Annotated in this window: 21 protein-coding genes; 13 read left to right on the top strand and 8 right to left on the bottom strand. The window is 71.2% G+C overall.

From position 1 onward, the window contains the following. Window positions 1–63: 63 nt before the first annotated feature. Window positions 64–624, bottom strand: a complete 561-nt coding sequence (locus tag AB0K10_RS24445) for a helix-turn-helix domain-containing protein (protein ID WP_363687024.1) — start codon at window positions 622–624, stop codon at window positions 64–66. Between the two features lie 105 nt (window positions 625–729). On the opposite strand from AB0K10_RS24445, the gene AB0K10_RS24450 reads away from it, so the two are divergent. After that, window positions 730–1,467, top strand: a complete 738-nt coding sequence (locus AB0K10_RS24450; protein WP_363687026.1) for an SDR family oxidoreductase — start codon at window positions 730–732, stop codon at window positions 1,465–1,467. Between the two features lie 24 nt (window positions 1,468–1,491). On the opposite strand, the gene AB0K10_RS24455 is transcribed toward AB0K10_RS24450, so the two are convergent. Together AB0K10_RS24455 and AB0K10_RS24460 are read right to left on the bottom strand one after the other, a co-directional pair. Beyond that, window positions 1,492–3,675 (bottom strand): FUSC family protein, encoded by a 2,184-nt coding sequence (locus AB0K10_RS24455; protein WP_363687028.1) that lies wholly within the window; start codon window positions 3,673–3,675, stop codon window positions 1,492–1,494. 111 nt (window positions 3,676–3,786) lie between these two features. Beyond that, window positions 3,787–5,613, bottom strand: a complete 1,827-nt coding sequence (locus AB0K10_RS24460; protein WP_363687030.1) for an alpha-galactosidase — start codon at window positions 5,611–5,613, stop codon at window positions 3,787–3,789. A gap of 83 nt (window positions 5,614–5,696) precedes the next feature. On the opposite strand from AB0K10_RS24460, the gene AB0K10_RS24465 reads away from it, so the two are divergent. After that, window positions 5,697–6,137: a hypothetical protein gene (locus tag AB0K10_RS24465; protein WP_363687032.1), complete on the top strand. Its 441-nt coding sequence runs from the start codon at window positions 5,697–5,699 to the stop codon at window positions 6,135–6,137. 145 nt (window positions 6,138–6,282) lie between these two features. Here AB0K10_RS24465 and AB0K10_RS24470 read toward each other — a convergent pair whose 3' ends face one another. Beyond that, complete coding sequence (locus tag AB0K10_RS24470; RefSeq protein ID WP_363687034.1) at window positions 6,283–7,665, bottom strand: cation:dicarboxylase symporter family transporter; 1,383 nt, start codon at window positions 7,663–7,665, stop codon at window positions 6,283–6,285. Window positions 7,666–7,674: 9 nt separating this feature from the next. On the opposite strand from AB0K10_RS24470, the gene AB0K10_RS24475 reads away from it, so the two are divergent. From AB0K10_RS24475 to AB0K10_RS24505, 7 genes are all read left to right on the top strand, one after another. Then, entirely contained in the window at window positions 7,675–9,336 is a 1,662-nt protein-coding gene (locus AB0K10_RS24475; protein ID WP_363687036.1) for a sensor histidine kinase, read from the top strand. Further along, window positions 9,333–10,028 (top strand): response regulator, encoded by a 696-nt coding sequence (locus tag AB0K10_RS24480; protein WP_363687038.1) that lies wholly within the window; start codon window positions 9,333–9,335, stop codon window positions 10,026–10,028. The genes AB0K10_RS24475 and AB0K10_RS24480 overlap by 4 nt, the downstream gene beginning before the upstream one ends. A 99-nt stretch (window positions 10,029–10,127) precedes the next feature. Then, the gene (locus tag AB0K10_RS24485) at window positions 10,128–10,559 is read left to right on the top strand and encodes a hypothetical protein (RefSeq protein ID WP_363687040.1); all 432 of its coding nucleotides are present in this window, start codon (window positions 10,128–10,130) and stop codon (window positions 10,557–10,559) included. Further along, window positions 10,556–10,945 carry a hypothetical protein gene (locus AB0K10_RS24490; protein ID WP_363687042.1) on the top strand — a complete coding sequence of 130 codons (390 nt, stop codon included), beginning with the start codon at window positions 10,556–10,558 and terminating at the stop codon, window positions 10,943–10,945. Before AB0K10_RS24485 ends, AB0K10_RS24490 begins: the two co-directional genes overlap by 4 nt. A 52-nt stretch (window positions 10,946–10,997) precedes the next feature. Then, a complete protein-coding gene (locus AB0K10_RS24495) occupies window positions 10,998–12,071 on the top strand; it encodes a histidine kinase (protein WP_363687044.1) in 1,074 nt (357 codons plus the stop codon). After that, the gene (locus AB0K10_RS24500; protein WP_363687045.1) at window positions 12,068–12,715 is read left to right on the top strand and encodes a response regulator transcription factor; all 648 of its coding nucleotides are present in this window, start codon (window positions 12,068–12,070) and stop codon (window positions 12,713–12,715) included. Before AB0K10_RS24495 ends, AB0K10_RS24500 begins: the two co-directional genes overlap by 4 nt. Before the next feature lie 99 nt (window positions 12,716–12,814). Continuing rightward, window positions 12,815–13,489 (top strand): DUF2306 domain-containing protein, encoded by a 675-nt coding sequence (locus AB0K10_RS24505; RefSeq protein WP_363687047.1) that lies wholly within the window; start codon window positions 12,815–12,817, stop codon window positions 13,487–13,489. A 22-nt stretch (window positions 13,490–13,511) separates the two neighbouring features. Here the strand turns inward: AB0K10_RS24505 and AB0K10_RS24510 are convergent, their stop codons facing one another. After that, window positions 13,512–13,826 (bottom strand): helix-turn-helix transcriptional regulator, encoded by a 315-nt coding sequence (locus tag AB0K10_RS24510; RefSeq protein WP_121654474.1) that lies wholly within the window; start codon window positions 13,824–13,826, stop codon window positions 13,512–13,514. Then, window positions 13,826–14,218 carry a type II toxin-antitoxin system RelE/ParE family toxin gene (locus tag AB0K10_RS24515; protein ID WP_363687049.1) on the bottom strand — a complete coding sequence of 131 codons (393 nt, stop codon included), beginning with the start codon at window positions 14,216–14,218 and terminating at the stop codon, window positions 13,826–13,828. Before AB0K10_RS24515 ends, AB0K10_RS24510 begins: the two co-directional genes overlap by 1 nt. A 280-nt stretch (window positions 14,219–14,498) precedes the next feature. Between AB0K10_RS24515 and abc-f the strand changes: the two genes are divergently transcribed. Then, the gene (abc-f, locus tag AB0K10_RS24520) at window positions 14,499–16,136 is read left to right on the top strand and encodes a ribosomal protection-like ABC-F family protein (RefSeq protein ID WP_363687051.1); all 1,638 of its coding nucleotides are present in this window, start codon (window positions 14,499–14,501) and stop codon (window positions 16,134–16,136) included. A 48-nt stretch (window positions 16,137–16,184) separates the two neighbouring features. Here abc-f and dnaE read toward each other — a convergent pair whose 3' ends face one another. Beyond that, complete coding sequence (dnaE, locus tag AB0K10_RS24525; RefSeq protein ID WP_363687053.1) at window positions 16,185–19,715, bottom strand: DNA polymerase III subunit alpha; 3,531 nt, start codon at window positions 19,713–19,715, stop codon at window positions 16,185–16,187. Window positions 19,716–19,860: 145 nt separating this feature from the next. On the opposite strand from dnaE, the gene AB0K10_RS24530 reads away from it, so the two are divergent. The 3 genes from AB0K10_RS24530 (at window position 19,861) to AB0K10_RS24540 (ending at window position 21,647) form a co-directional block, all read left to right on the top strand. Continuing rightward, window positions 19,861–20,481, top strand: a complete 621-nt coding sequence (locus AB0K10_RS24530) for an L-threonylcarbamoyladenylate synthase (protein ID WP_007458197.1) — start codon at window positions 19,861–19,863, stop codon at window positions 20,479–20,481. 90 nt (window positions 20,482–20,571) lie between these two features. Next, entirely contained in the window at window positions 20,572–21,111 is a 540-nt protein-coding gene (locus AB0K10_RS24535) for an RNA polymerase sigma factor (RefSeq protein ID WP_363687055.1), read from the top strand. Next, window positions 21,108–21,647 carry a hypothetical protein gene (locus AB0K10_RS24540; protein ID WP_363687057.1) on the top strand — a complete coding sequence of 180 codons (540 nt, stop codon included), beginning with the start codon at window positions 21,108–21,110 and terminating at the stop codon, window positions 21,645–21,647. The genes AB0K10_RS24535 and AB0K10_RS24540 overlap by 4 nt, the downstream gene beginning before the upstream one ends. Here AB0K10_RS24540 and AB0K10_RS24545 read toward each other — a convergent pair. Next, on the bottom strand, window positions 21,628–23,166 hold the full coding sequence (locus tag AB0K10_RS24545; RefSeq protein WP_363687059.1) for a protein kinase: 1,539 nt from the start codon (window positions 23,164–23,166) through the stop codon (window positions 21,628–21,630). The genes AB0K10_RS24540 and AB0K10_RS24545 overlap by 20 nt on opposite strands. Between the last annotated feature and the right edge of the window lie 37 nt (window positions 23,167–23,203).

Genomic DNA, 23,203 nt, shown 5'->3' on the forward strand with positions numbered 1-23,203 from the left:
GTGGCACGACCAATCCGCTACGGGCGGCCTGCGGACGGTCCGACGGAGCCAGCCTCACCGTGCTCAGCCGGCAGGGGCCGCCCGCAGGCCGTCGAGTGTCAGTCCGAGGACGCGTTCGCGCTGCGCGTCGTCGACGTACGAGACGGTGCTCACGCCGGCGACCATGCGCAGGATGTCGTCGATCGACGGCTCCGGGCGCGCGACACCGGCTCGTTGCGCGCGTTCGAGCAGCGGGCCGCCAGCCTGGCGCATTGCCCGGCGGCAGGCCTGGAAGCTGTCGCTGGTGCGGTTGAGCGCGTCGGCGAAGGCGAGCTTGGTGCCGATGTAGTCGACGAAGTGGCGCAGCCAGGTGACGAGGGCGTCCCACGGGTCGAGGGCATCGAGGTCGGCGGCCGCGCGGCACAGGGCTTCGACCTCCTCACGGTGGACCTCTTCCACCAGGTCCTCTCGAGTGGGGAAGTTGCGATAGAGGGTGGCGATGCTCACCCCGGCCCGCCGGGCGATCTCCTCCAGTGAGGCCTGCGCACCGTTCTCGGCGAACGCCTCCCGGGCCGTCGAGAGCAGCGCGTCGAAGTTGCGGCGGGCGTCCGCTCGTTTCGGACGTCGCGACGCGGGGATCGCCACCCTGCCACCCTTCGTCGTTTGTCAAACGTAGGCCCCCTACGGTAAAAGTGTAGGGGCACTATCACTTCTGATCCTACGTCCCCTGCCCCAAGGGAGTGACGACACATGTCCACCGAAAAGATCGCCCTGGTCACCGGCGCCAACAAGGGCGTCGGTCTGGCCACCGCGCGGCAGCTCGCCGAACGCGGCCTCACCGTTCTCCTGGGAAGCCGTGCTGCCCAGCGCGGGGCCGAAGCCGCCAAGGACCTCGTCGACGCCGGGCTCACGGTGCGCCCGGTGCAGATCGACGTCACCGACGACGCGTCGGTGAGGCAGGCAGCCGAGTTCGTCGACCACGAGTACGGCCGCCTCGACGTCCTGGTGAACAACGCCGGGATGCTCATCCGCAAGCCGGCCGTCGAGGTGTCGGCCGACGACATGCGCCCGGAGTTCGAGACCAACGTGTTCGGCACCGTCCGGGTCATCCATGCCATGCTGCCGCTTCTGCGTCGGTCGGCGGCACCGCGCATCGTCAACCTCTCCAGCGACTCCGCGATCTTCGCCAAGGCCACCGAGAAGGGCTCGATGTTCGCCCACTCGCACGAGTCGTTTGCGTACTCGGCCGCCAAGACCGCGGTGAACATGTTGACGGTCAAGTACGCCAACGCGTTCCTCGATGATCCGGAGCTGGCGCACGTGAAGATCAACGCCGTCACACCCGGGTACGTCGCCACCGACCTGAACAGCTTCAAGGGCGTGAAGAGCACCGACGAGGGCGCCCGCGCCTCGGTGTACTGGGCCACGGTCGGCGACGACGGCGCGACCGGCGGATTCTTCGATGACAACGGTCCGGTGCCCTGGTGAGCGGCGACGGCTTCCAGGCGTTCGTCAGGGCCTGAGGCGTTCGCCGGACGGCTCGCCGTCGGCGGGTGGGTGGATCCGGTTGAGGCTGTCGGCGAGGCCGGCGAGCCACCTGTCGACCTCCACCAGGTGCCGCACCGCCGCGGTGTCCACCGCGCCGAGCAGCGGGCGGACCCGGTCCACCTCGTCGACACAGTCGGCCGGGGTGGGCACCGGGCCCGAGGTCCGGCCGTGTGCCACCTCGCCGGCCAGCTCGTCGTACGCCGTGCGCAGTTGCCCGGCCGCGTCGCGCAGCAGGACCGCCGCCGCCGGCCAGCCGGCGAGGCAGCCGGGCGGGTTGCGGCGCAGCAGCGACTCGGCGCCGGGCACGACGTGTTGCCCGGCGCCCAGGGCGGCGTCCCAGTCGACGCGCCCACGTCGGGGGTCGTGGCGCTCGGAGTGGTACTGGCAGTAGGACGAGTCGACCAGGACCATGCGCCGGCGGACCCGATCGAGGTCGTCCTCGGGCGGCGGCGCGTCGCCGAGCACCGCCTCCACGGTCTGCGCGACGGCGTCCCCGCTGGCCGTCAGGTACCGCGCGGCGTTGTGGCGCAGGTCGTGGCTCGCGCCGCGCGGCCACATCGCGACGCCGGCGAGCACACCGACCACCGCGCCGAGTCCGACGTCGACCAGACGCGCCTCGGCGAGCCGCCACCCCTCCGGGCTGAGCTGGCTGAAGACGACAGTCAGCAGCAGGGTGAACAGCGCCTGCTGCCACACCGGGCCCAGCAGGCGACCGACACCGAACGCCAGCAGCAGCGTGACCGGCAGCACGACGGCGTACACGATGGGCTCCTCGATGAGGAGCACCAGCAGGCCACTCACGACGACGCCCGCGATCGTGCCCAGCACGGCCGGTCGCAACGCGGTGCGCGTGTCCGCGGCCGAGGTCCGCAGGACCGTGAGCGTCGTCAGGAGCACCCAGAAGCCGTGGTGGAGCTGCAACACCCCGGCGGCCACCCGGGCGACCGACAGCGCCACGGCCAGTCGCAGCGCGCTGTGCAGGTGGGCGGAGCGGGGCGCCAGGTGGGCGCGGAACTGCCGCCAGTACAGCGTCCACGGGCTGTGTCGCGCGTACTCGAAGAGTCTGGGGTAGGCCGCGCCCCCGGCGGGCCGTGCCCCGGCGGCGACCCGGGCGCCGACGGCGAAGACCCGCACCTGGTCGGCGAGGGCGAGCGCGGTCGCGTCCCGGCACATCCGGGGTACGTCCGGCGCACCGCCACCGCGTTCCACCGGGTACGCGGCCTCGGCCGTGCGGATCGCGGCGTCCAGGCTCCCCAGGTCGACAGGTGCCACGCCGGGTGACAGGCTCCGGCCGCCGGCCCTGGTCGTCTCCGCGCAGGCGCGCAGCAGCCGCGCCGCCGCCAGGTCCGGGATCGGCTCGGGCGGGGCGTCGGCCGCGAGCCGGTCCGCCTCGGCGAGCACCTCCCGCAACGCCGCAGCGGAGATCCGCAGCGCCCGGTCCTGGGCGCCCGCCGCGGTCGGCGCCTGCTCCGGCGGGTTACGGCCGAGACCGAGCGGGGCCACCAGGTCGTACGCCTGGGCACGCCGGCTGTCCCGGCCACCGTGACCGGCGTGCGGGTCGGTAAGCGCGTCGGCGGCATCGTCGAGGAACGCCGCGACGCCGTCGGCCGCCCGGGTGAGCAGCTGCCGGTAGGTGACCGGCACCGGGTCGGGCCAGAGCAGCACCTCGGCCGCGGCGAGCAGCACGACCGCGAGCGTGACCCCGCCGAGGCGCTGCGGCAGGGTGTCCGGTTGGTACGGCGGGAAGGACGCCAGGATGTAGAAGAGCTGAAAGGCGCTGGCCAGACCCACCAGGCGCGGGTTGCCGACCCCCGCGAACGACACGACGAACCCGACGACGAGCATTCCGCCGGCCGCGGCCCACGTGCTCCACGCCAGCAGCGTGCCGGCCGCGATCAACGCCCAGACCGCCGGCAGCGCCGTGACGAGGATCCGCGCCCGCTGCGGCGCCGGACCGGGCAACTGGGCGAACGACCCGGCGGCGATCGTGCCGAACAGCCCGTACGTGGCGAGCACCTGACTGCCCGCCCCGTAACGGCAGGCGTAGAAGACGACGGACGCGACGAGCGTCAGGCGCACCGCGCGCCGCAGGACGGCGTCCCCCGGGTCACGGCGACGCAGCCGGCCGAGGAGGCTGGTCGCGAGCACGCCTGCTCCCCCGGTTCGTCGCGGCACCCCTTTCCGATCCACAATTGTTCTCGGGGTCGCGCGGGGGCGGCGTGTTTCGCGACCGAATCACGCCGAGGGGGCGACGGCGCGCTACACGGTGGTGCGTCGCCACTGCTGGCTGGCGCCGGTGCCGCAGGTCCACTGCACGGCCTGGGCACCGTCCGCCGTGGCGGCGTTCTGCACGTCGAGGCACTTGCCGCTGTGGCGGGCGACGAGCCGGACGTACCCGGTCCCGAGGTCCTCGACGCGCCACTGCTGGTTGGTGCCGCCGTTGCAGGCCCACTGGATCACCCGGACGCCGTCGCCGGTGGCACCCGCGCCGCCGTACACGTCGAGACACTTGCCGCTGCTGACACTTGTCACCGTGGAGTAGCCGCCACCGGCGTCGGTGAACCGCCACCGCTGGTTGGCCTGCCCGTTCGCGCCCCACTGCACCACGTTGGCGCCGTCGGCGGTGGACGCGTTGGAGACGTCGAGAAGCTTGCCGCTGTGCCGCGCGGCCACCGTGTAGGTGGTAGGCGTGGGGGCGGTGGTCAGCGGCGCCACCCGGTACAGGCCGCTGCCGTGGGCGGGGAGGGATCGGGTGAGCGTCCCGGTGACGGTGCCGAGACCCGCACCTGACCACAGGTCGGTGACGGTGGCCGAGCCGATGCCCAGGTCGGCCAGGTTCAGCGAGACGTTGGCGGTCGCGCTCTCGCGGTTGAACAGCGCCACGTACCGGTTGTCGCTGCCCGGAACGTCGGCGGTCCACACCTGCCGGGTGCCGCCGACGAGCTGCCGGTTGTTGGCGCTGTTCTGGTCGACGGCGAGCACCGCCGCGTTCGTCATCAACGCCAGCTCGGCGGCGCGGTTCTCGACCAGGTTGCCGCCCCACATCAGCGGCGCCCGGTTGATCGCCCACAGGCTCATGAGTGTGCGCTGCTCGTCGGCGGTGAGCCCGGAGTAGCGGGGCGAGCCGACAGGCCCGTACTTCGACAGCCGTCCGATCGGGATCATGTCCGGGTCGGGCCAGGCGCCCGTCGTCCGGTACGGCGTCCAGTTGCGCAACTGGTCGAACAGCGCGTCGAGCGACGACCAGTTGTCCCACAGGTCGTTGACGATGCGCCACATGTGCGCGTTGTCCCGCACGTGCGCGCCACTGGCCAGCGGTGTCGCGCCGGGCGAGAGGCTCAGCACCATCGGTCGACCGCTGTGCTGGATCGCGGTCCGGTAGCCCTCGACCTCGGCCTGCCGGTACGTCGGGGCCGCGATGTCGTCCACCTTCACGAAGTCGACACCCCAACTGGCCAGGAGCTGGAAGACCGAGTCCAGGTACGCCTGCGCGCAGGCGTTGGACATGTTCAGGCCCCACATCAGGTTGAGCCAGGCCGCGGTGGTGCTGTTGTTGATCTGGTTGGCGCGGCAGTTGGTGCCGAGGATCGGCACATTGTCCGCGACCGCCTGCCGCGGGATGCCGCGCATCAGGTGGACGCCGAACTTCAGGCCCTGGTCGTGCACGTAGTCGGCGAGAGGCTTGAACCCGTTGGTGCCCGCCGCAGACGGGAACCGCGTCGTGTCCGGCAGCAGCCGCCCGTTGGCGTCCATCCGCAGCCGAGGATTGAGGTTGGCGTCCTGGTTGGGGCTGTTGTTGTGCTGGCCCGGGTAGTACCAGGCCCAGTCGATGACGACGTACTCCCAGCCGTGCTGGCGCAGGTTGTCTCGCATGTAGTCGGCGTTGGCCCGCACGTCGGACTCGGTGACGCGCCAGTTGAACGAGTCGTAGCTGTTCCACCCCATCGGCGGGGTGTTCGCCGTGCCGTTGTCCCAGGCCGCGGCCGGCTTTCCGGAGATGACGCTCAGGCCGACGGCGAGCAGGACGACCAGGGCCGTGAGCCCCGCCATGCGCCGTGCGGTGGAACGCGCGAGGACGAGCGTCATCGGACCTCCCGACAGACAGTGGTGGTTGTCGATGTTAACGCTCACACATCGCCTGTCAAGTACATCGAGGGTAGACAGAACCCGTGACCTACTTCGCGGACCTGACGCCGTACACGTACCTGGAGCGGCACGACGAGGACGGCCATCGGGCGTCCGACGAGCCGCTGCTCAACGTCGGTTGGCTGGATGCCGCGCATCCGTTCCCGACCGGCGCTCCCCCGGACGGGCTGCTGTCCGCTCTGACCGAACTGGCCACGGTGCGCGTCCGCCAGACACGCGGGTACCACTACTGCGAGATCTGCGTCCGGGACCTGGGCGAGGACACCAGAGACGCCGTTCGGCAGGGCGCGATCGCCCGCGAGAGCGCCGAATTCGAGGTACGGGGCGACGGCGTCGTGTACGCCGCGCCTCAGCTCCTGCTCCACTACGTGGCCGCCCACGAATACCTGCCACCGGCCGAATTCTGCACGGCGGCCCTGAGGGCAACGACGCCCCACGCTACCGACCGGCCCGCCGCCCGGTAACCCGCACACGCTTCGGTCGGCGCCTCTCGGTGGTGATCGACACGAGATCAGCGAAATCGGGGGGTCCGACGCGTTCGGATACCCCGGTTTCGCCGAACCCGTGTCGATCAAGTCGCCGAACCCGTGTCGATCAAGACCGAACGGGTCAGGCGGGGACGCCGGCCCGGGCGGACGCCTCGTCGGGGCGTGCCGCCGACTCGTCGTCGTCGTGGTCGTCGAGCATCGTGGCCTCGTCGAACGGGTCGTCGCCGCGTAGCACTCCGGCCGCCCGATCCCTGTCGAACTCGCCGGTCCAGGTGCCGACCAGGACGGTCGCCACGGCGTTGCCGGCGAAGTTGGTGAGCGCCCGGGCCTCCGACATGAATCGGTCGATGCCCACGATCAGCCCGACGCCGTCCACCAGGTCGGGTCGGTGCGACTGGAGCCCGCCGGCCAGGGTCGCGATGCCGGCGCCGGTGACGCCCGCAGCGCCCTTCGACGCGATGATCATGAACAGCAGCAGCGAGATCTGCTCGCCGATGGAGAGCGGGTTGCCCAGCGCGTCGGCGATGAACAGCGACGCCATCGTCAGGTAGATCGCCGTGCCGTCCAGGTTGAACGAGTACCCGGTCGGCACCGTGATGCCCACGACCGGCTTGCTCACGCCGAAGTGCTCCATCTTCGCGATCAGGCGGGGCAGCGCCGACTCCGACGAGGAGGTCGACAGGATCAGCAGGAACTCCCGGCCCAGGTAGCGCAGCAGCGAGAAGATCGAGATCCGGGCCACGAACCACAGCAGCGCGCCGAGGACGACCAGCACGAAGATCAGACAGGTGGCGTAGAAGCCGAGCATGATCTGGGCGAGGCTCTTGAGGGCGTCCACACCCGTCGCGCCGACGACGGCGGCCATCGCACCGAACGCGCCGACCGGCGCCAGCCACATGATCATGGCGAGGACCTTGAAGACGACCCGCTGGATGACGGCTATCGCGCCGAGCACGGGCTCACCGCGCCGGCCCATCGCCTGCACGGCGAAGCCGACGAGCAGCGCCACCAGCAGCGTCTGGAGCACCTCCCCCTCGGTCAGCGCGGAGAAGAGGGTGGTCGGGATGATCCCGAGCAGGAACTCCGCCGTACCGCCGGCCTCGTCGCCGGCGGCGGCCTTGCCCGCGCCCGCGAGGTCCTGGCCGAGGTCAAGGCCGGCGCCGGGGTGGATGAGGTTGCCGACGACCAGGCCGATGGCGAGCGCGACAGTCGACATGGTCAGGAAGTAGCCCAGCGCCAGACCGCCGACCTTGCCGACCTTCGCGGCCTGCCGGACGGAGCCGACGCCCAGCACGATCGTGCAGAAGATGACCGGGCTGATCATCATCTTGATCAGGTTGACGAAGCCCGTGCCGATCGGCTTGAGTTCCTTGCCGAAATCGGGGGCGACCAGGCCGACCACGATGCCGGCGAGCACGGCCACGATGACGGCCAGGTACAGGTAACGGGTACGGTCCCGGCGGGCCGACGGCTCCGCCGTGGTGGTGGATTCGGTGGTGTCCATGTCGACAATGTGAAGCGCGTCTCACCCGTTGACATCCTTGCGGTCATTCTGTTCACCGCGAAATACCTCGAGGAGGTGCTGGGGGTGGCCCGACGACAGTGGAGCATCGCGGGGCAGCTGTTCGCCCTCCAGGCGGTGGTGGTGACGCTGCTCGTACTGGGTGGCGCGGCGGGCGCCGTCTGGCTGGCCCGCGTCGACTCCCGCCAGGCCGCGCAGGAGAAGGTGCTCGCGGTGGCGCAGACCGTGGCCGGCTCCCCCGACGTCCGCGCGGCCCTCACGACCGCCGACCCGGCCAGCATCCTCCAGCCGTACGCCGAATCGACCTGGCGGGCCACGGACACCGACTTCGTGGTCGTGATGGCCCCCGACCGCACCCGCTACTCGCACCCGACTCCGAAACTCATCGGCGAGCCGTTCGTCGGCGACATCGGGCCCGCCCTGGCGGGCCGACCGTTCACCACCACAAACGTCGGAACCCTCGGCGAGTCGGTGCGTGCGGTGGTGCCGGTGTACGACGAAGAGCGGCGCATCGTCGGCCTGGTGTCGGTGGGCATCACCACCCGGGCCATCAACCGCAAGCTGCTGCGCCAGCTTCCCGTGCTGCTCGGCGTCGCGGCGCCGGCGCTCGCGCTCGCCGCGACCGGTTCGTGGCTGCTCAGCCGCCGCCTGCGCCGGCAGACCCACGGCCTGGGACCGGCGCAGATGACCAGAATGTACGAGTACTACGACGCGGTCCTGCACTCGGTGCGCGAGGGTCTCGTGGTGCTGACCACCGATCGGCGGGTGGCGCTGGTCAACGACGAGGGCCGGCGGCTGCTGGGCCTCGACGCCGACGAGCCGGTCACCGACCGGCCGGTGGCCGGGATCGACCTGCCGCCCGCCGTGGCCGAGCTGCTCGGCTCCGGCCGCGACGCCCTCGACGAGCCCATGCTGGCCGGTGACCGGGTGCTGGTGGCCAACCAGCGGACCGCCCGCTTCGAGGGCGCGCCGCTGGGCACGGTGCTGACCCTGCGCGACCAGACCGAGCTGCGCACCCTGGCCAGCGAGCTGGACTCGGTCCGCGCGCTGACCGAGGCGTTGCAGGCGCAGACTCACGAGTCGGCCAACCGGCTGCACACCGTCCTGACGCTCGTGGAGCTGGGCCGGGCCGACGAGGCGGTCCGGCTCGGCACGCGCGACCTGGCCCTCGCGCAGCAGCTGACCGACCGGGTCGTCGACGCGGTCACCGAGCCGGCCCTGGCCGCGCTGCTGCTCGGCAAGTCCGCCCAGGCCGGCGAGCGGGGCGTGGACCTGGTCATCGAGCCGGACTGCCGCCTGGACGACAGCCCCCTGCCGACAAACGACCTGCTCACAGTCGTCGGCAACCTGATCGACAACGCCCTGGAGGCGGTCGCCGGCACGCCACCGCCACGCACGGTGCGGGTCTTCGTCGGCGCCGTCGACGACGAACTGGTGGTCCGGGTCGCCGACAGCGGTCCCGGGCTGGCCGCGGACCGGGTGGCGGACGCGTTCCGGCGCGGCTGGTCCACCAAGAGCACCGGACGAGGGCTCGGTCTGGCGCTGATCGGGCAGGTGGTCCGCCGCCACGGTGGCAGCTACGACGTGAGCCGCTCGGACGACGGCGGCAGTCTGTTCACGGTCCGCCTGCCGATCGGCGGTGCCCCGCGATGACAGACATCCGGGTGCTCGTCGTCGAGGACGAGCCGCTGCTGGCCGAGGCGCATGCCGCGTACACCGAACGGGTTCCCGGTTTCGTGGTGGTCGGGGTGGCGCACACCGCGCGGGCGGCCATGGCGGCCCTGCGCGCGGGCGGCGGCGGCGACGTGGACCTCGTACTCCTGGATTTTCGGCTGCCGGACCTGCACGGCCTGGACGTCTGCCGGGCGCTGCGCGCGGCCGGCAGCAGTGTCGACGTGCTGGCGGTGACCTCTGCGCGGGACCTGGCAGTGGTGCGGACGGCCGTGTCCCTCGGGGTGACCCACTACCTGCTGAAACCGTTCACCTTCGCCGCGTTCCGCGACAAGCTGGAGCGCTACGCCGACTACCGTGCGCAGGCGCTCGCCGACGGTGAGGTCGCCGCGCAGCACGACGTGGACCGGATGTTCGCCACCCTGCGCGGCGCCGCCGGGCACAGCCTGCCCAAGGGCCTCGACGCGCAGACCCTCAATCGGGTACGCGCGGCGCTTGCCGACGGGACCGGCCCGCAGGCGGGATTGTCGGCGACCGAGGTGAGCGCGACGACCGGCATCTCCCGGGTGACCGCCCGCCGCTACCTGGAATACCTGGTCACCATCGACCGCGCGGTCCGCAGCCCCCGCTACGGCACCCCCGGCCGCCCCGAGGTCGAATACCGGCCCCGGTGAGCCGGCCCGGCTACGCAGATTTGCGTAGAGCCGAGCCTTCCGTGGGCTGACGCCGATCCCGGCCAGGCGGCGGATAGTCGAGCCGTGACGGATCAATCCATGGCGAAGGCGGATCGGCGCCGCTGGGCCGTCGCGACCTGCGTGGCGCTGGTCGTGGCGGCGATCGGCGACGCTGGTCCCGAGATTGTCTCCTCCCGCAGCCTGGTCGCCGGTTACGACGGGCCGGGGCCGCTGATCTACCTGGGGGTGGCCGCCGTGGTGGCGGCCGTCAGGTGGCGCTTCATGCCGTTGTTGGCGGTGGTGACGGGCGTCCTGTTTCTCGTCGGCGGGTTCTCCGACGCCTCCTTCGTGGATCGGCTCGGTACCCCGGCGGAACCCGTCCAGTTCTGCGCGGCATGGCTCCAGCTGGCCGGATTCGCCGCGGCTGCCGCGTTCGGGATCGCCGCCGTTCGGCGGCACAGATCCGTGCCGGCCCGGACGGCGCACCCAGACGGACGACAGAACTCTGAGACGGAAGGACCTCGACGGTGAGCGCGATCGTGGCGAGAGTGGCGGCGGCATCGAGAAGCACAAGGCTGTCGCTGTGGGGGCTGGTGGTGGGCATCCTGGGACTGCTCATCCAGTGGATCGCCGACCCCGGCAAGTTCCCCGTGTTTCCACCGGGGGTCGTCTTCATCGTGGTGTGCGGCGCCCTGGTGGTGTTCACCGTCCCGCGCTGGTGGGCGCCTGTGTTCTCGGTGCTGATCTCGCTGTGGATCGTCCTCGGCGGGTGGGCGGCCGGCCAACTCACGCCGAATTTCCGTTCGGACAATGTGGGGACCGTCGCGGGCAACGTGGTGATGTCGCTCGGGCTGGCGTTCGCCGCGGTCACGGGGGTCGTGGCGATGCTCGGGGCGTGGCGGGCTCGTGGGAGGTGACGAACACGACGGGCGACCCGGGCCCCGGCGGTTCCGATGGCTGACGGACCTGATGTGGACGGTCGTGGCGGCGGCGGTGCTCGTCGCCGGCACGATCGGTGCGGCCCGCGGGCAGGACACCGCGGATGCGGCCCTGGACTTCTGGGGGATCTCGCTGGTCTCGGCGGCGGCACTGGCGACTGTGGGACTGCGTCGGGCGCCGGTCTGGGCACTTGCCGGCGCCATGCTGAGCGTCAGCGCCTACCTGCTGGCCGGCTACCCGTACGGGCCAGTGCAGTTGTGCATGGTGGTCGCCATGTTCGAGGTGGCCAGACGCCGGCCGCTGCGACTGTCCGCCGCCGCGTGCGGGATCGCGGCGCTCACCGCTTCGGTAACGGTGCTGCTGCGCTCGATGCCGCACCTGCACCAGCCCGCCCTGCTCGCCATGGGATGGACCGGCTGGGTGGTGCTGCCGTGGTCGTTGGGCGCGCTGGTGCACCTCACGACTGTGGCCCGGGATCGGGCCAGGCGCGATCTGGTGGCCCGGGCGGCCACGGCCGAGCGGGTACGGCTCGCCGGCGAGGTGCATGACGTCGCCGGACACGGCTTCGCGCTGATCGCGATGCACGCCGGGATCGCGCTGTTGGTGCTCGACGAGCGCCCCGACCAGGCGCGCGCCTCGTTGGAGGCGATCAAGGCCACCAGCGGCGTGTCGTTGGCCGGCCTGCGCGGCATGCTCGACGCGTTCCATCCGCGTGCCGGGGAGGCGGGGCTGGCCGGTGTCGGTGCCCTCGTCGACGAGATCCGCGCGGCCGGTCTGCCGGTTGAGGTGACGATGACCGAGGTGGCGCTTACCGATGAGGTCGACGCGGTGGCGTACCGGGTGGTGCAGGAATCCTTGACGAACGTGCTGCGGCATGCCGGACCGACCACGGCGGATGTGCAGGTGACACCGGTCGACGGTGACGTGGTGGTGCAGGTAGGTGACCGTGGGCGGGGCGCCGCCGACGGTGCCGCGACGGGAGGCCGAGGGTTGTCGGGGCTGTGCCGCAGAGTCAAGGCTGTCGGCGGTCGGTTCACCGCCGGCCCACGGACCGGCGGTGGTTTCCAGGTCACGGCGTGGCTACCGGTGGGGAGTGCCGGGTGATCCGGGTGGTCCTGGCCGACGACGAGGAACTGGTGCGGTGGGGCCTGCGGGTGCTCATCGACCGGGAGGACGACCTGGCCGTGGTGGGCGAGGCAGCCTCCGGGCACGACACACTGCGGGTGGTGCGCCGGGTGCGGCCGGACGTCCTGCTGCTGGACGTCCGGATGCCCGGCCTGGACGGCCTGGCGACGCTGAGGGCGATCGCGGCCGAGCCCGACCTCGCGGGCACCCGGGTGATCGTGGTGACGACCTTCGAGATCGACAGGTACATCTTCGAGGCGCTGCAGGCCGGGGCCGCTGGTTTCGTGCTGAAGGACACCGACCCGGCGGACCTGGTTCGGGCGGTCCGGGTGGCGGCGGCCGGCGAGGCGCTGCTGTCGCCGTCGGTGACCCGGCGGGTGGTGTCGCTGTTCAGCCAGCCAGGCGGCGGCGTCACAGGCATCGACACGCTCACCGACCGGGAGCGGCAGGTCGTGGCCTGGGTGGCCACCGGTCACACCAACGAGCAGATCGCCCGAGAACTGTCGCTGAGTCCGGCAACCGTGCGGACCCACGCCAGTCGGGCGATGGTGAAACTGAATGCCCGTACCCGGGCCCAACTCGTCGTCTTCGGCATCCGCGCCGGCCTCACCGCAGAGCGCTGACGCCGGCCGGGCCGACCCCCTGGCCGTACGCTGCCTGACGTACGCATCGGCCGTCGTGGGGCGGACGCGGAAAACGGCGTCGTCGGAAACGCTGGGGGCATGCAGAAACGAACGCCCTGGCTGCTGCTCGTCATCGCCGTCGTCGTCAGCGTGGTGCTCGCGTACCCGTACCTGGCCCTGGACATCCAGAAGAGCCGTATCGACGTCAGTGACGCCATGCACTACGGCGTGCTCGTCACGCACATCTTCACCGCCGCGGTCGCGCTGATCCTCGGCCCTCTCCAGTTCATACCGAAGGTGCGCGCCCGCCCACGGATCCACCGAACCATCGGCCGCTGCTACCTCGTCATCGGAGTCCTGCCGTCCGGCCTCACGGCGATCCCAGTCGCGTTGTGGTCCGGTCACCTCCTGACGCAGATCAGTCTCACCACCGCGGCAGCGCTGTGGCTGATCACCGGCGGTCTCGGGTACCGGGCCGCCCGACGGCGGGACTTCGCCGCCCACCGGAACTGGATGATGCGCAACTACGCGCTGACCTTCCTCGCCGTCACGGCTCGCATTTTCGTACCCCTGCTCCTGCTGGTGCAGATCCCGTTCGGCAGGGTCACCGCGGGCGAGATCGGCGCGCAGGCGCCCTCGATGATTCCGGTCGGCCAGACCCTGGCCTGGATCATCAACCTGGCGGTGATCGAGGCCGTCATCAGAACTCGCCGACGGACGTCTGTCGCTGTCCAGAGGGCTCGCGCCTCTACCCGGGACGGCTCCCCTACTTGAGGTCATTCTCCCGGGCCCCGGATCAAGCGATCTGCCGGAGGTCGTCGCCGTAGTCGAAGATGATCCGCATGCGGGCCCCGAGCGCCCGTGCGTATCGGCTCAGCGTCGCGACCTCGTTGGCCTCCAGGTCGCCGTTCTCGATCTGACTGACTCGACCGGGCGTGACACCCATCAGCTCAGCCACCTGTCGCTGGGTCAGGCCCAGCCGCTTCCGCTCTTCGGCAAGATGGAACGCGCTGATCCACGCCTCGGTGCGGGCACGTTCGGCGTCGAGCGCTTCATCGTCCCCGTCGTGCAGCTCGGCCCGAATGTCGTTCCAGTCATGGAAGTCGCTCATCAGCCCTCCCTCCGTTTCCTCTCGAAGGCCAGCCAACCCTCGTACGCGATCTCAGCGACCGGGATCGCTTTCTCGTACCATCGGTTCCAGTCTCCTGCCTTGTTGCCGGCCACCAGCAGCACGGCCTGGGACCAGGGATCGAAGACGAACAGGACCCGTACGGCAACGTCCCTTCCGGACCTCGGTCGGAGTTCCTTGAGATTGCTGACGGTCGAACCTTTGAGGGTGTCAACCAGCGGACGCCCCAGGCCAGGGCCCGCCTCCGCAAGCATGTCGATGGCCACGTTGACCGACCGGTACGTCGCCGGGTCGGTCTGCCGCAGAGATCGCAACCAGTCGCGGACATCCGTTGTCGTCCTGATCGCCCAGCGACGTGGCGGCTCATGAGACATGGGATAACTATAGCCCGAGCTATACCCGAAGCGGCATCAAGTCGGAACCCGGTGGCGGACGGAAGATCCGTTGTTAGACTCTGCGGAGTTGGGTTAGCGGTACGACCAGGGAGACCAGACATGGCGGGTGACGACGACATCTCCGGGTGAGACCGGACATGTTCGGCCAACGGCTCGGCGCGCGTCCGCGCAGCCGTCGTGGCCATGTCGTCGTTCCACCGGTCCCCGTTAGTCGTCGGGCGGCTCGTGCGCGCCCACCCCACCCGTTGAGGTCACTCGCATGTCTGATGCGTTCATCGTCTGCTCGAACCTGTCCTTCTCCTGGCCGGACGACACTCCGGTCTTCTCCGACCTGTCCTTCACCGTCCCCGGCGGTCGTACCGGCCTGGTCGCGCCCAACGGTGCCGGCAAGAGCACCCTGCTGCGGCTGATCGCCGGGGAACTCACGCCCAGCAGCGGCACTGTCACAGTCGACGGCGTACTCGGCTACCTCCCGCAGACGCTGCCGCTGGTCGGCGACCTGACCGTCGCCCAGGTCCTCGGCGTCGCCGAGCGGATCGCGGCACTGCACGCCATCGAGGGCGGCGACGCCAGCGAGGCGCACTTCGCCACGATCGGCGACGACTGGGACATCGAGGAGCGCACCCGTGCCGAACTGGACCGCCTCGGCCTCGGTGACCTGGCGCTCGACCGGCGGCTGCACACCCTCAGCGGCGGTCAGGTGATCTCCCTCGGCCTGGCGGCGCAACTGCTGCGCCGGCCAGACGTGCTGCTGCTCGACGAGCCGACGAACAACCTGGACCTGGAGGCCCGGCACAAGCTCTACGACGTGCTGTCCGACTGGTCCGGCTGCCTGCTGCTGGTCAGCCACGACCGGGAGCTGCTGGACCGGATGGACCGCATCGCCGAGCTGGAACGCGGCGACATCACCTGGTACGGGGGCAACTTCACCGCGTACACCGAGGCGGTGCAGGCGGCGAGGGAGGTGGCCGAGAGCAACCTGCGCAACGCCGAGCAGGAGGTCAAGCGGGAGAAGCGGGAGATGCAGCAGGCTCGGGAACGGGCCGACCGGCGGGCCAGCAACGCCTCCAAGAACCTGAAGAACGCCGGCCTGGCCCGCATCGTGGCCGGTGGGCTCAAGCGCAGCGCGCAGGAGTCGGCGGGCAAGGCGCAGGGGACCCACTCGGCCCGGCTCGGCGAGGCCAAGGCCCGTCTCGACGAGGCCGGCCGGGCGGTACGCGACGAGGACACCATCACCGTCGACCTGCCGGACACCACCGTCCCGGGCGGGCGCACGGTCTTCTCCGGCCACGGGATGCGGGCCCGCTTCGACGATCGGGAACTGTTCGGCGGCGACGGCGCCGACCTGGTGATCCGAGGGCCGGAGCGGATCGCCCTCACCGGGGCGAACGGCGTCGGCAAGTCGACCCTGCTGCGCCTCGTCAGTGGCGATCTCGCACCGGCCGGCGGCGAGATCAAACGGGCCGACGGGCGGATCGCGTACCTGTCGCAGCGGCTGGACCTGCTGGACCTCGACCGCACGGTAGCGGAGAACTTCGCCGCGTACGCGCCGAGCCTGCCGGACGCGCGGCGGATGAACCTGCTGGCCCGGTTCCTGTTCCGGGGCTCGCGGGTGAACCTGCCCGTCGGCGTGCTCTCCGGGGGTGAGCGGCTGCGCGCCACTCTCGCCTGTGTGCTGTGCGCCGAACCGGCGCCGCAACTGCTGCTGCTCGACGAGCCGACGAACAACCTGGACCTGGTAAGCGTGGCCCAACTGGAGAGCGCGCTGTCCGCGTACCAGGGGGCGTTTGTCGTGGTCAGCCACGACGAGCGGTTCCTCGCCGAGATCGGCGTGCAGCGCTGGTTGCGGCTGGCCGACGGCCAGTTGCGCGAGATCGCGGCCCCCGACCGGGGCTGAGCCGGCGTCGCGGCCCGGCCGACGCACGCCGGCCGGGCCGCGGACCGGTCAGCTCACGTTGGCCGGGCCGAGGACGCTCTTGAGGTCACCCATCAGCGCGGTCGTCGCCGCCACCCGGAACGGGCCCAGCCGCAGGGTGGTGGTACGCCCGCCGTTGAGCAGCTTGACGTGCACCTCGGTGTCGCCGGGGTGCAGCACCAGGGTCTCCTTGAGCCGTTCCACGAGCGGTGGCGTGCACCTGTGCACCGGGATGGTCAGGGTGACAGGCTTGTTGGTGGCGCTGGTGCTGACGTCGGGCATGGACATGTCCATCGCCATGATCCGGGGGGTGTCGTCGCGGCGGTCCACCCGGCCCTTGACCACCACGATGGCGTCCTCGGCGATGTACTGCCCGATCACCTCGTAGGTGTTGGGGAAGAACAGCGTCTCCACCCCACCGGCCAGGTCCTCCAGGGTGGCCGACGCCCAGGCCCGCCCCTGCTTGGTGACCCGCCGCTGCACGCCGGAGAGGATGCCGGCGAGGGTGACGACCGCCCCGTCCGGGACCGCGCCCTCCTCCGCCAGGGAGGCGATTGTGGTGTCGGCCGCCGCTCCCAGGATGTGCTCCAGGCCGAACAGCGGGTGGTCGGAGACGTACAGGCCGAGCATCTCGCGTTCGAAGGCCAGCTTGTCGCGCTTGTCCCACTCGCTCTCGCTGATGACAGGCATCACCGTCGTGCTGCCGGTGTCGGCGTCGCCGAAGCCGGCGCCGAAGAGGTCGTACTGGCCGACCGCCTCCTTGCGCTTGACATCGGCGTACGCGTCGATGGCGTCGGCGTGCACCGCGAGCAGGCCCTTGCGGGGGTGCTTCAGCGAGTCGAACGCACCGGCCTTGATCAGCGATTCGATTGTCTTCTTGTTGCAGACCACCGCGTCCACCTTGGACAGGAAGTCGTAGAAGTCGGCGTAGTCGCCCTTCTCCCCCCGGCACCGCATGATCGAGGCGACGACGTTCGCGCCGACGTTGCGCACGGCCGCCAGGCCGAAGCGGATGTCCTTGCCGACCGGGGTGAACGGCCCGGCCGAGGTGTTCACGTCCGGCGGCAGCACCTGGATGCGCATCCGGCGGCACTCGGACAGGTACAGCGCCATCTTGTCCTTGTCGTCACCGACGGACGTGAGCAGGCCGGCCATGTACTCGGCCGGGTAGTGCGCCTTCAGGTACGCGGTCCAGTAGGACACCAGGCCGTACGCGGCGGAGTGCGCCTTGTTGAAGGCGTACCCGGCGAACGGCACCAGGACGTCCCACACGGCCTGGATCGCCTCGTCGGAGTAGCCGCGCTCGCGGCAGCCGTCCCGGAACGGGATGAACTCCTTGTCGAGGATCTCCTTCTTCTTCTTACCCATCGCCCGGCGCAGCAGGTCCGCCTGACCCAGCGTGTAGCCGGCGAGGATCTGCGCGGCGCGCTGCACCTGCTCCTGGTAGACGATCAGGCCGTGGGTGGGCGCCAGGATCTCCCGCAGCGGCTCCTCCAGCTCCGGGTGGATCGGGGTGATCTCCTGAAGGCCGTTCTTGCGCAGCGCGTAGTTGGTGTGCGAGTCGACGCCCATCGGGCCGGGCCGGTACAGCGCGAGGACGGCGGAGATGTCCTCGAAGTTGTCCGGCTTCATCAACCGCAGCAGCGACCGCATCGGCCCACCGTCGAGCTGGAACACGCCCAGGGTGTCACCGCGGGCCAACAGCTCGTACGCGGCCTTGTCGTCCAGCGGCAGGCCCAGCAGGTCGAGCTTGAGGCCGTGGTTCAGCTCGATGTTCTTGACCGCGTCGTCGATGATCGTCAGGTTGCGCAGGCCGAGGAAGTCCATCTTCAGCAGCCCGAGCGACTCGCAGGTCGGGTAGTCGAACTGCGTGATGATCGCCCCGTCGGCGTCGCGGCGCATCAACGGGATGTGCTCGATGATCGGCTCGGCGGACATGATGACGCCCGCGGCGTGCACGCCTGTCTGCCGGATCAGCCCCTCGATGCCCTTGGCCGTGTCGATCACCTTGCGGACGTCCGGGTCGGAGTCGTACAGGCCGCGGATCTCGCCGGCCTCGGCGTAGCGGGGGTGCTTCGGGTCGAAGATGCCGGTGAGCGGAATGTCCTTGCCCATCACGGCCGGCGGCATCGCCTTGGTGATCCGGTCGCCGACCGCGTACGGGAAGCCCAGCACCCGGGCCGAGTCCTTGATCGCGGCCTTCGCCTTGATCGTGCCGAAGGTCGCGATCTGGGCGACCTTGTCCTCACCCCACTTGTCGGTGACGTACTTGATCACCTCGCCGCGCCGACGCTCGTCGAAGTCGATGTCGACATCAGGCATCGAGACACGCTCGGGGTTGAGGAACCGCTCGAAGATCAGGCCGTGCTGGATCGGGTCCAGGTCGGTGATGCCCAGCGCGTACGCGACGAGCGAGCCGGCGGCCGAGCCACGACCCGGACCCACCGCGATGCCCTGGTTCTTCGCCCACTGGATGAAGTCGGCGACCACGAGGAAGTACGACGGGAAGCCCATCTGGTTGATGACGCCCAGCTCGTACTCGGCCTGGACGACGTGCCCCTCGGGGATGCCGTTCGGGTAGCGGCGACCCAGGCCCGCGAAGGTCTCCTTGCGGAACCAGGACTCCTCGGTCTCGCCGTCGGGCACCGGGAAGCGCGGCATCAGGTTGTGGAACTCGAACATGCCCTTCGGGTCGACCTTCTCGGCCACCAGCAGGGTGTTGCGGCAACCCTGCTGCCACAGCTCGGACGAGTCGACCGCGCGCATCTGGTCGGCGCTCTTGACGAAGTAGCCGCCGCCCTCGAAGCGGAACCGGTTCGGGTCGTCGATGTTGCTGCCGGTCTGCACGCACAGCAGCACGTCGTGGGCGGTGGCCTGCGCCTCGTGCGTGTAGTGCGAGTCGTTGGTGACCACCGGCGGGATGTCGAGCTTGCGGGCGATCTCGGTGAGCCCCTCGCGGACCCGGCTCTCGATGGAGAGGCCGTGATCCATGATCTCCAGGAAGTAGTTGTCCTTGCCGAAGATGTCCTGGTAGCTCGCGGCGACCTTGAGCGCCTCGTCGAACTGACCGAGCCGCAGCCGGGTCTGCACCGCGCCCGACGGGCAACCGGTGGTCGCCATGATCCCCTCGGCGTGCTCGGCGATCAGCTCCATGTCCATCCGGGGCCACTTGACGTAGTGCCCCTCCATGGACGCGCGCGAGTTGAGCGTGAACAGGTTCTTCAGACCCTGCGCGTTCTTCGCCCACATGGTCTTGTGGGTGATCGCGCCGTTACCGGAGATGTCGTCGCTCTTCTGCTCCGGCCGACCCCACTTGACCCGCGCCTTGTGATAGCGCGACTCCGGCGCCACGTACGCCTCGACGCCCAGGATCGGGGTGATCCCGGCTGCCATCGCCTGGTTGTAGAAGTCGTTCGCGCCGTGCATGTTGCCGTGGTCGGTGATCGCCACCGCCGGCATGCCCAGCCGGTTGGCCTCGGCGAACAGGTCCTTCAGCCGGGCCGCTCCGTCGAGCATCGAGTATTCCGTGTGCACGTGCAGATGCGCGAACGAATCGGCCATGCCTGGCGCCCCCCGGCGGTGTGGATCTTGTTGGTCGGACCCGACCGGGACCTACCCTACCGAGGTGATCTCGGCGGCTCCACCGTCCGCGCCGAGGGTGGCCCGCGTCTCCTGATCGCACCCCGACAGGCCTAGGCTCTTGCCCATGGCGAGGTACTACGACGTGCACCCGGAGAACCCGCAGCCCCGCATCATCGGCCAGGTCGCCGACCTGATCCGCGGTGGTGGGCTTGTCGCGTACCCGACGGACTCCTGCTATGCCCTCGGCATCCAGTTGGGCAACCAGGACGGCCTGGACCGGATCCGCCAGATCCGCCGCCTCGACGACAGGCACCACTTCACCCTGGTCTGCCGGGACTTCGCCCAGCTCGGCCAGTTCGTGCAGATCAACAACGCGGTGTTCCGGCTGGTGAAGGCGTCCACGCCGGGCAGCTACACGTTCATCCTGCCGGCCACCAAGGAGGTGCCGCGCCGGATGCTGCACCCGAAGAAACGGACCGTCGGCGTGCGGGTGCCCCGACACACCGTCACCCAGGCGCTGCTCGCCGAGTTGGGCGAGCCGCTGGTGTCGAGCACCCTGGCACTGCCCGGCGAGGACGAGCCGATGACCCAGGGCTGGGAGATCAAGGAGCGGCTCGACCACCAGCTCGACGCGGTGCTCGACGCCGGCGAGTGCGGCAAGGAGCCGACGACGGTGATCGACCTGTCCGGGCCCGAGCCGGAGATTCTGCGTCGCGGCGCGGGGGACGTCTCCCGGTTCGAGTAGCGCGGGTCGGGTGGCGGACCGGAGGAGGGTCGGACAGCGACGACGGCCGTACGCTTGAGGATCGGCACCGGCGAGCATTGGACACCCGGCATGCCTGCTCCGGACGACCTCGACGCCCTGGCCCGCCGCGCCGCGCAGGGTGAGGCGGCGGCGTTGGACGCCCTGCTGGTCGCGGTGCGCCCGGAGGTGCTGCGGCTGTGCGCCCGGTTCCTGCCCAACCGGGAGGACGCCGAGGAAGCCTGCCAGGACGCGCTGCTGGCCCTGGCCGGCGGCATCAGCCGGTTCGAGGGGCGCTCCTCGTTCCGCACCTGGCTGCACCGGCTGACCGCGAACCGTGCCCGCTCGACCTATCGCACGCTGCGCCGCCGCTGCCGGTTGGAGGCCGGCGGCGTACCGGTGCCCGACCAGGCCGACCCGCGACGGACCAGCGTGGTCGCGGGCACCCGCCTCGACCTGCTCGACGCGTTCGACTCGGTCCACCCCGACCACGCCGAGGTGGTGGCCCTGCGCGACGTCCTCGGGCTGAGCTACCCCGAGATCGCCGCCCTGCTCGACGTTCCCGTGGGCACCGTGAAGTCCCGGTTGCACCTGGCCCGGCGGCAGGTCCGGCAGCGGCTCGGCGCGGAATGAGCCGGGCGTCGTTCCGCCGGCTCGCCGTCGTCCTCACGGCCGCCGTGGCGGTGGCCGCCTGCGGCGCCGACGCCGTCGCCCCACTGCCCGTCCAACCGCCCGGCCCGACCCGTTCCACACCGACACCCTCCGCGATCGCCGCGACCCCGGCGCCCGCCGGCTCGCCGTCCCGACCGCCGCCGCCGACCAGCGGGCGGCCGGTCGCGGCACCCCCCACACCAACCAGAACAAGGGGTACGCCCCGCACGACTTCCCCGCCTACCGCCGCGACCCCGGCCTGTCAGGGCGCGGTCCGCTACGACCTGCCGCTCGCCGAGACCGAGGTCGAGCTGCTGCGATCGCTCTGCTTCGCCACCGGCGCGGTGCTGCGCATCCAGGGCATCGGGCCCGGGCTCGTCACCGTGGACCGCCCGGAGCTGGTCTCCCAGCAGTACGAGGCGGGCGTGGTGGACATCCGCTTCGTCCGCCCCGGCACCGTCGCCGTGACGATCCCCCAGGAGGGTCGGGAGCACACCATCACCGTGGTGGTCCGGTGACCCGCACTCCGGCGAGCAGGGTGTCCACGAAGTCGGGCCCACTGTCCGTCGGCGGGGCGATCTGCACGTACACCAGGGCGCGCCGGGCGGGATGCAGGCCGGCCGACTCGACGATGCTCGGCCGGTCCCGCTCGCAGCGGTACGCCACCACCGTCCACTCGACGCCCGCCTGCCGGGTGGTGCGGGCCGGTGCGGGCGCGCAGTCCCCGTGCGTGCGCTCGGCCAGGAAACCGGCCGGGGTGGTGCGTGCCGCAGTGGTGGCGGAGAGGCCGACGAACGCGCCGGGCAGTCGGGGATCAGCGGCCCAGCGCCGGGGTTGCGGGGACATCACCAACGCCGGTTCCGGCTCGCCATCGGCGCCGTACTGACCGGCCCAGGTCGCTCCCACGGCGGACCAGCCGGCCGGCAACGCCACAGTCAACGGCCCGGCCGTGTACGTGCCGTCCCCGGGTCGACCCGACCCGACGCCACCCGACTCGGCGCCCACCGCACCCACCGCGACGGCGGACACGACAGCGGCCCCGGCCAGCCGCAACCGGTAGGAGCGGCGGGCACGCGGCCGCCGCCCCGAACCGGCCGCCGCAATCAGCCCCGCCGGGCCACCTGCCTGCGTCGGCGCCACGGGCCGTCCGGTTGGGCCACCCGCCCGGTTCACATCAACGGGCCGTCCCGCCGGGCCGCTCGCCCGGGTGGGCGCGAACGGCCGCTCCCCCGGGTCGGTCGCGCGGGTCAGCGCGGCCCGCAGGGCAGCGGCGTCGGGATAGCGGTCGGCCGGGTGGTACGCGGTCGCCCGGGCGAGCACCGCCGCCACCGCCGGAGGCACGCCCGCGCGGAGTCGGACGTCCGGTGCCGGACCGGGCCGGGGCGGCCGCGCGTCCGGCGGTTCGGCGGCCAGCAGCCGGATGCCGAGGCGGCCGAGCCCGTACACGTCGGCGCGGGTGTCGACCACCGCGCCCGGGTCGTCCTGCTCGGGGGCCATGTAGCCGGGGGTGCCGGCCCGCGCGGTCAGCCCCGAGGCGGCGGCGAGCGCCTTGGCGAGGCCGAGGTCGGCGATCAGCACCTGTTCGGCGTCGGGGTCGTCCGGGCCGGCGGAGCGGAACAGGACGTTGCCGGGAGTGACGTCACGGTGCACGACGCCGTGCCGATGCAGCACGGCGACCCCGGCGCAGACCTCGCCCAGCAGCCGCAGCGCGATCGCCGCGGGAAGGTCACCGGTGGCGAGGCGGTCCCGCAGGCTGCCGCCGTCCGCCCAGGCCAGGACCGCGTACGGCCGGCCGTCGGGCAACTCGCCGACGGTGTGCACCCGGATCAGCCGCTCGTGCTCCAGGCGGCGCAACAGCCGGGCCTCGTCGAGGAAGCGTTCCCGGACCCGCAGGTCGTGGCTCCAGTTCTCGGCCAGCACCTTGATCGCCACACGCGCGTCGAGCACCGCGTCGTAGCCCAGCCAGACGGTCGCGAACGAGCCGACGCCCAGCAGTCGCTCGATGGCGAAGGGCCCGATCCGCTGCGGAGCCGTCACCCTGTCACCCCCGGCCAGGACGGTCTCTGCACAGTAG

The sequence above is a fragment of the Micromonospora sp. NPDC049274 genome (genome assembly GCF_040678875.1).
Lineage (GTDB): Bacteria > Actinomycetota > Actinomycetes > Mycobacteriales > Micromonosporaceae > Micromonospora.

Bases quoted from the DNA above. Each gene is read 5' to 3' on its own strand.
- AB0K10_RS24450 (WP_363687026.1), top strand. From the start codon at position 730: ATGTCCACCGAAAAGATCGCCCTGGTCACCGGCGCCAACAAGGGCGTC.
- AB0K10_RS24460 (WP_363687030.1), bottom strand. From the start codon at position 5,613: ATGACGCTCGTCCTCGCGCGTTCCACCGCACGGCGCATGGCGGGGCTC.
- AB0K10_RS24470 (WP_363687034.1), bottom strand. From the start codon at position 7,665: ATGGACACCACCGAATCCACCACCACGGCGGAGCCGTCGGCCCGCCGG.
- AB0K10_RS24480 (WP_363687038.1), top strand. From the start codon at position 9,333: ATGACAGACATCCGGGTGCTCGTCGTCGAGGACGAGCCGCTGCTGGCC.
- AB0K10_RS24485 (WP_363687040.1), top strand. From the start codon at position 10,128: ATGGCGAAGGCGGATCGGCGCCGCTGGGCCGTCGCGACCTGCGTGGCG.
- AB0K10_RS24495 (WP_363687044.1), top strand. From the start codon at position 10,998: ATGTGGACGGTCGTGGCGGCGGCGGTGCTCGTCGCCGGCACGATCGGT.
- AB0K10_RS24505 (WP_363687047.1), top strand. From the start codon at position 12,815: ATGCAGAAACGAACGCCCTGGCTGCTGCTCGTCATCGCCGTCGTCGTC.
- AB0K10_RS24510 (WP_121654474.1), bottom strand. From the start codon at position 13,826: ATGAGCGACTTCCATGACTGGAACGACATTCGGGCCGAGCTGCACGAC.
- AB0K10_RS24515 (WP_363687049.1), bottom strand. From the start codon at position 14,218: ATGTCTCATGAGCCGCCACGTCGCTGGGCGATCAGGACGACAACGGAT.
- abc-f (WP_363687051.1), top strand. From the start codon at position 14,499: ATGTCTGATGCGTTCATCGTCTGCTCGAACCTGTCCTTCTCCTGGCCG.
- dnaE (WP_363687053.1), bottom strand. From the start codon at position 19,715: ATGGCCGATTCGTTCGCGCATCTGCACGTGCACACGGAATACTCGATG.
- AB0K10_RS24530 (WP_007458197.1), top strand. From the start codon at position 19,861: ATGGCGAGGTACTACGACGTGCACCCGGAGAACCCGCAGCCCCGCATC.
- AB0K10_RS24535 (WP_363687055.1), top strand. From the start codon at position 20,572: ATGCCTGCTCCGGACGACCTCGACGCCCTGGCCCGCCGCGCCGCGCAG.
- AB0K10_RS24540 (WP_363687057.1), top strand. From the start codon at position 21,108: ATGAGCCGGGCGTCGTTCCGCCGGCTCGCCGTCGTCCTCACGGCCGCC.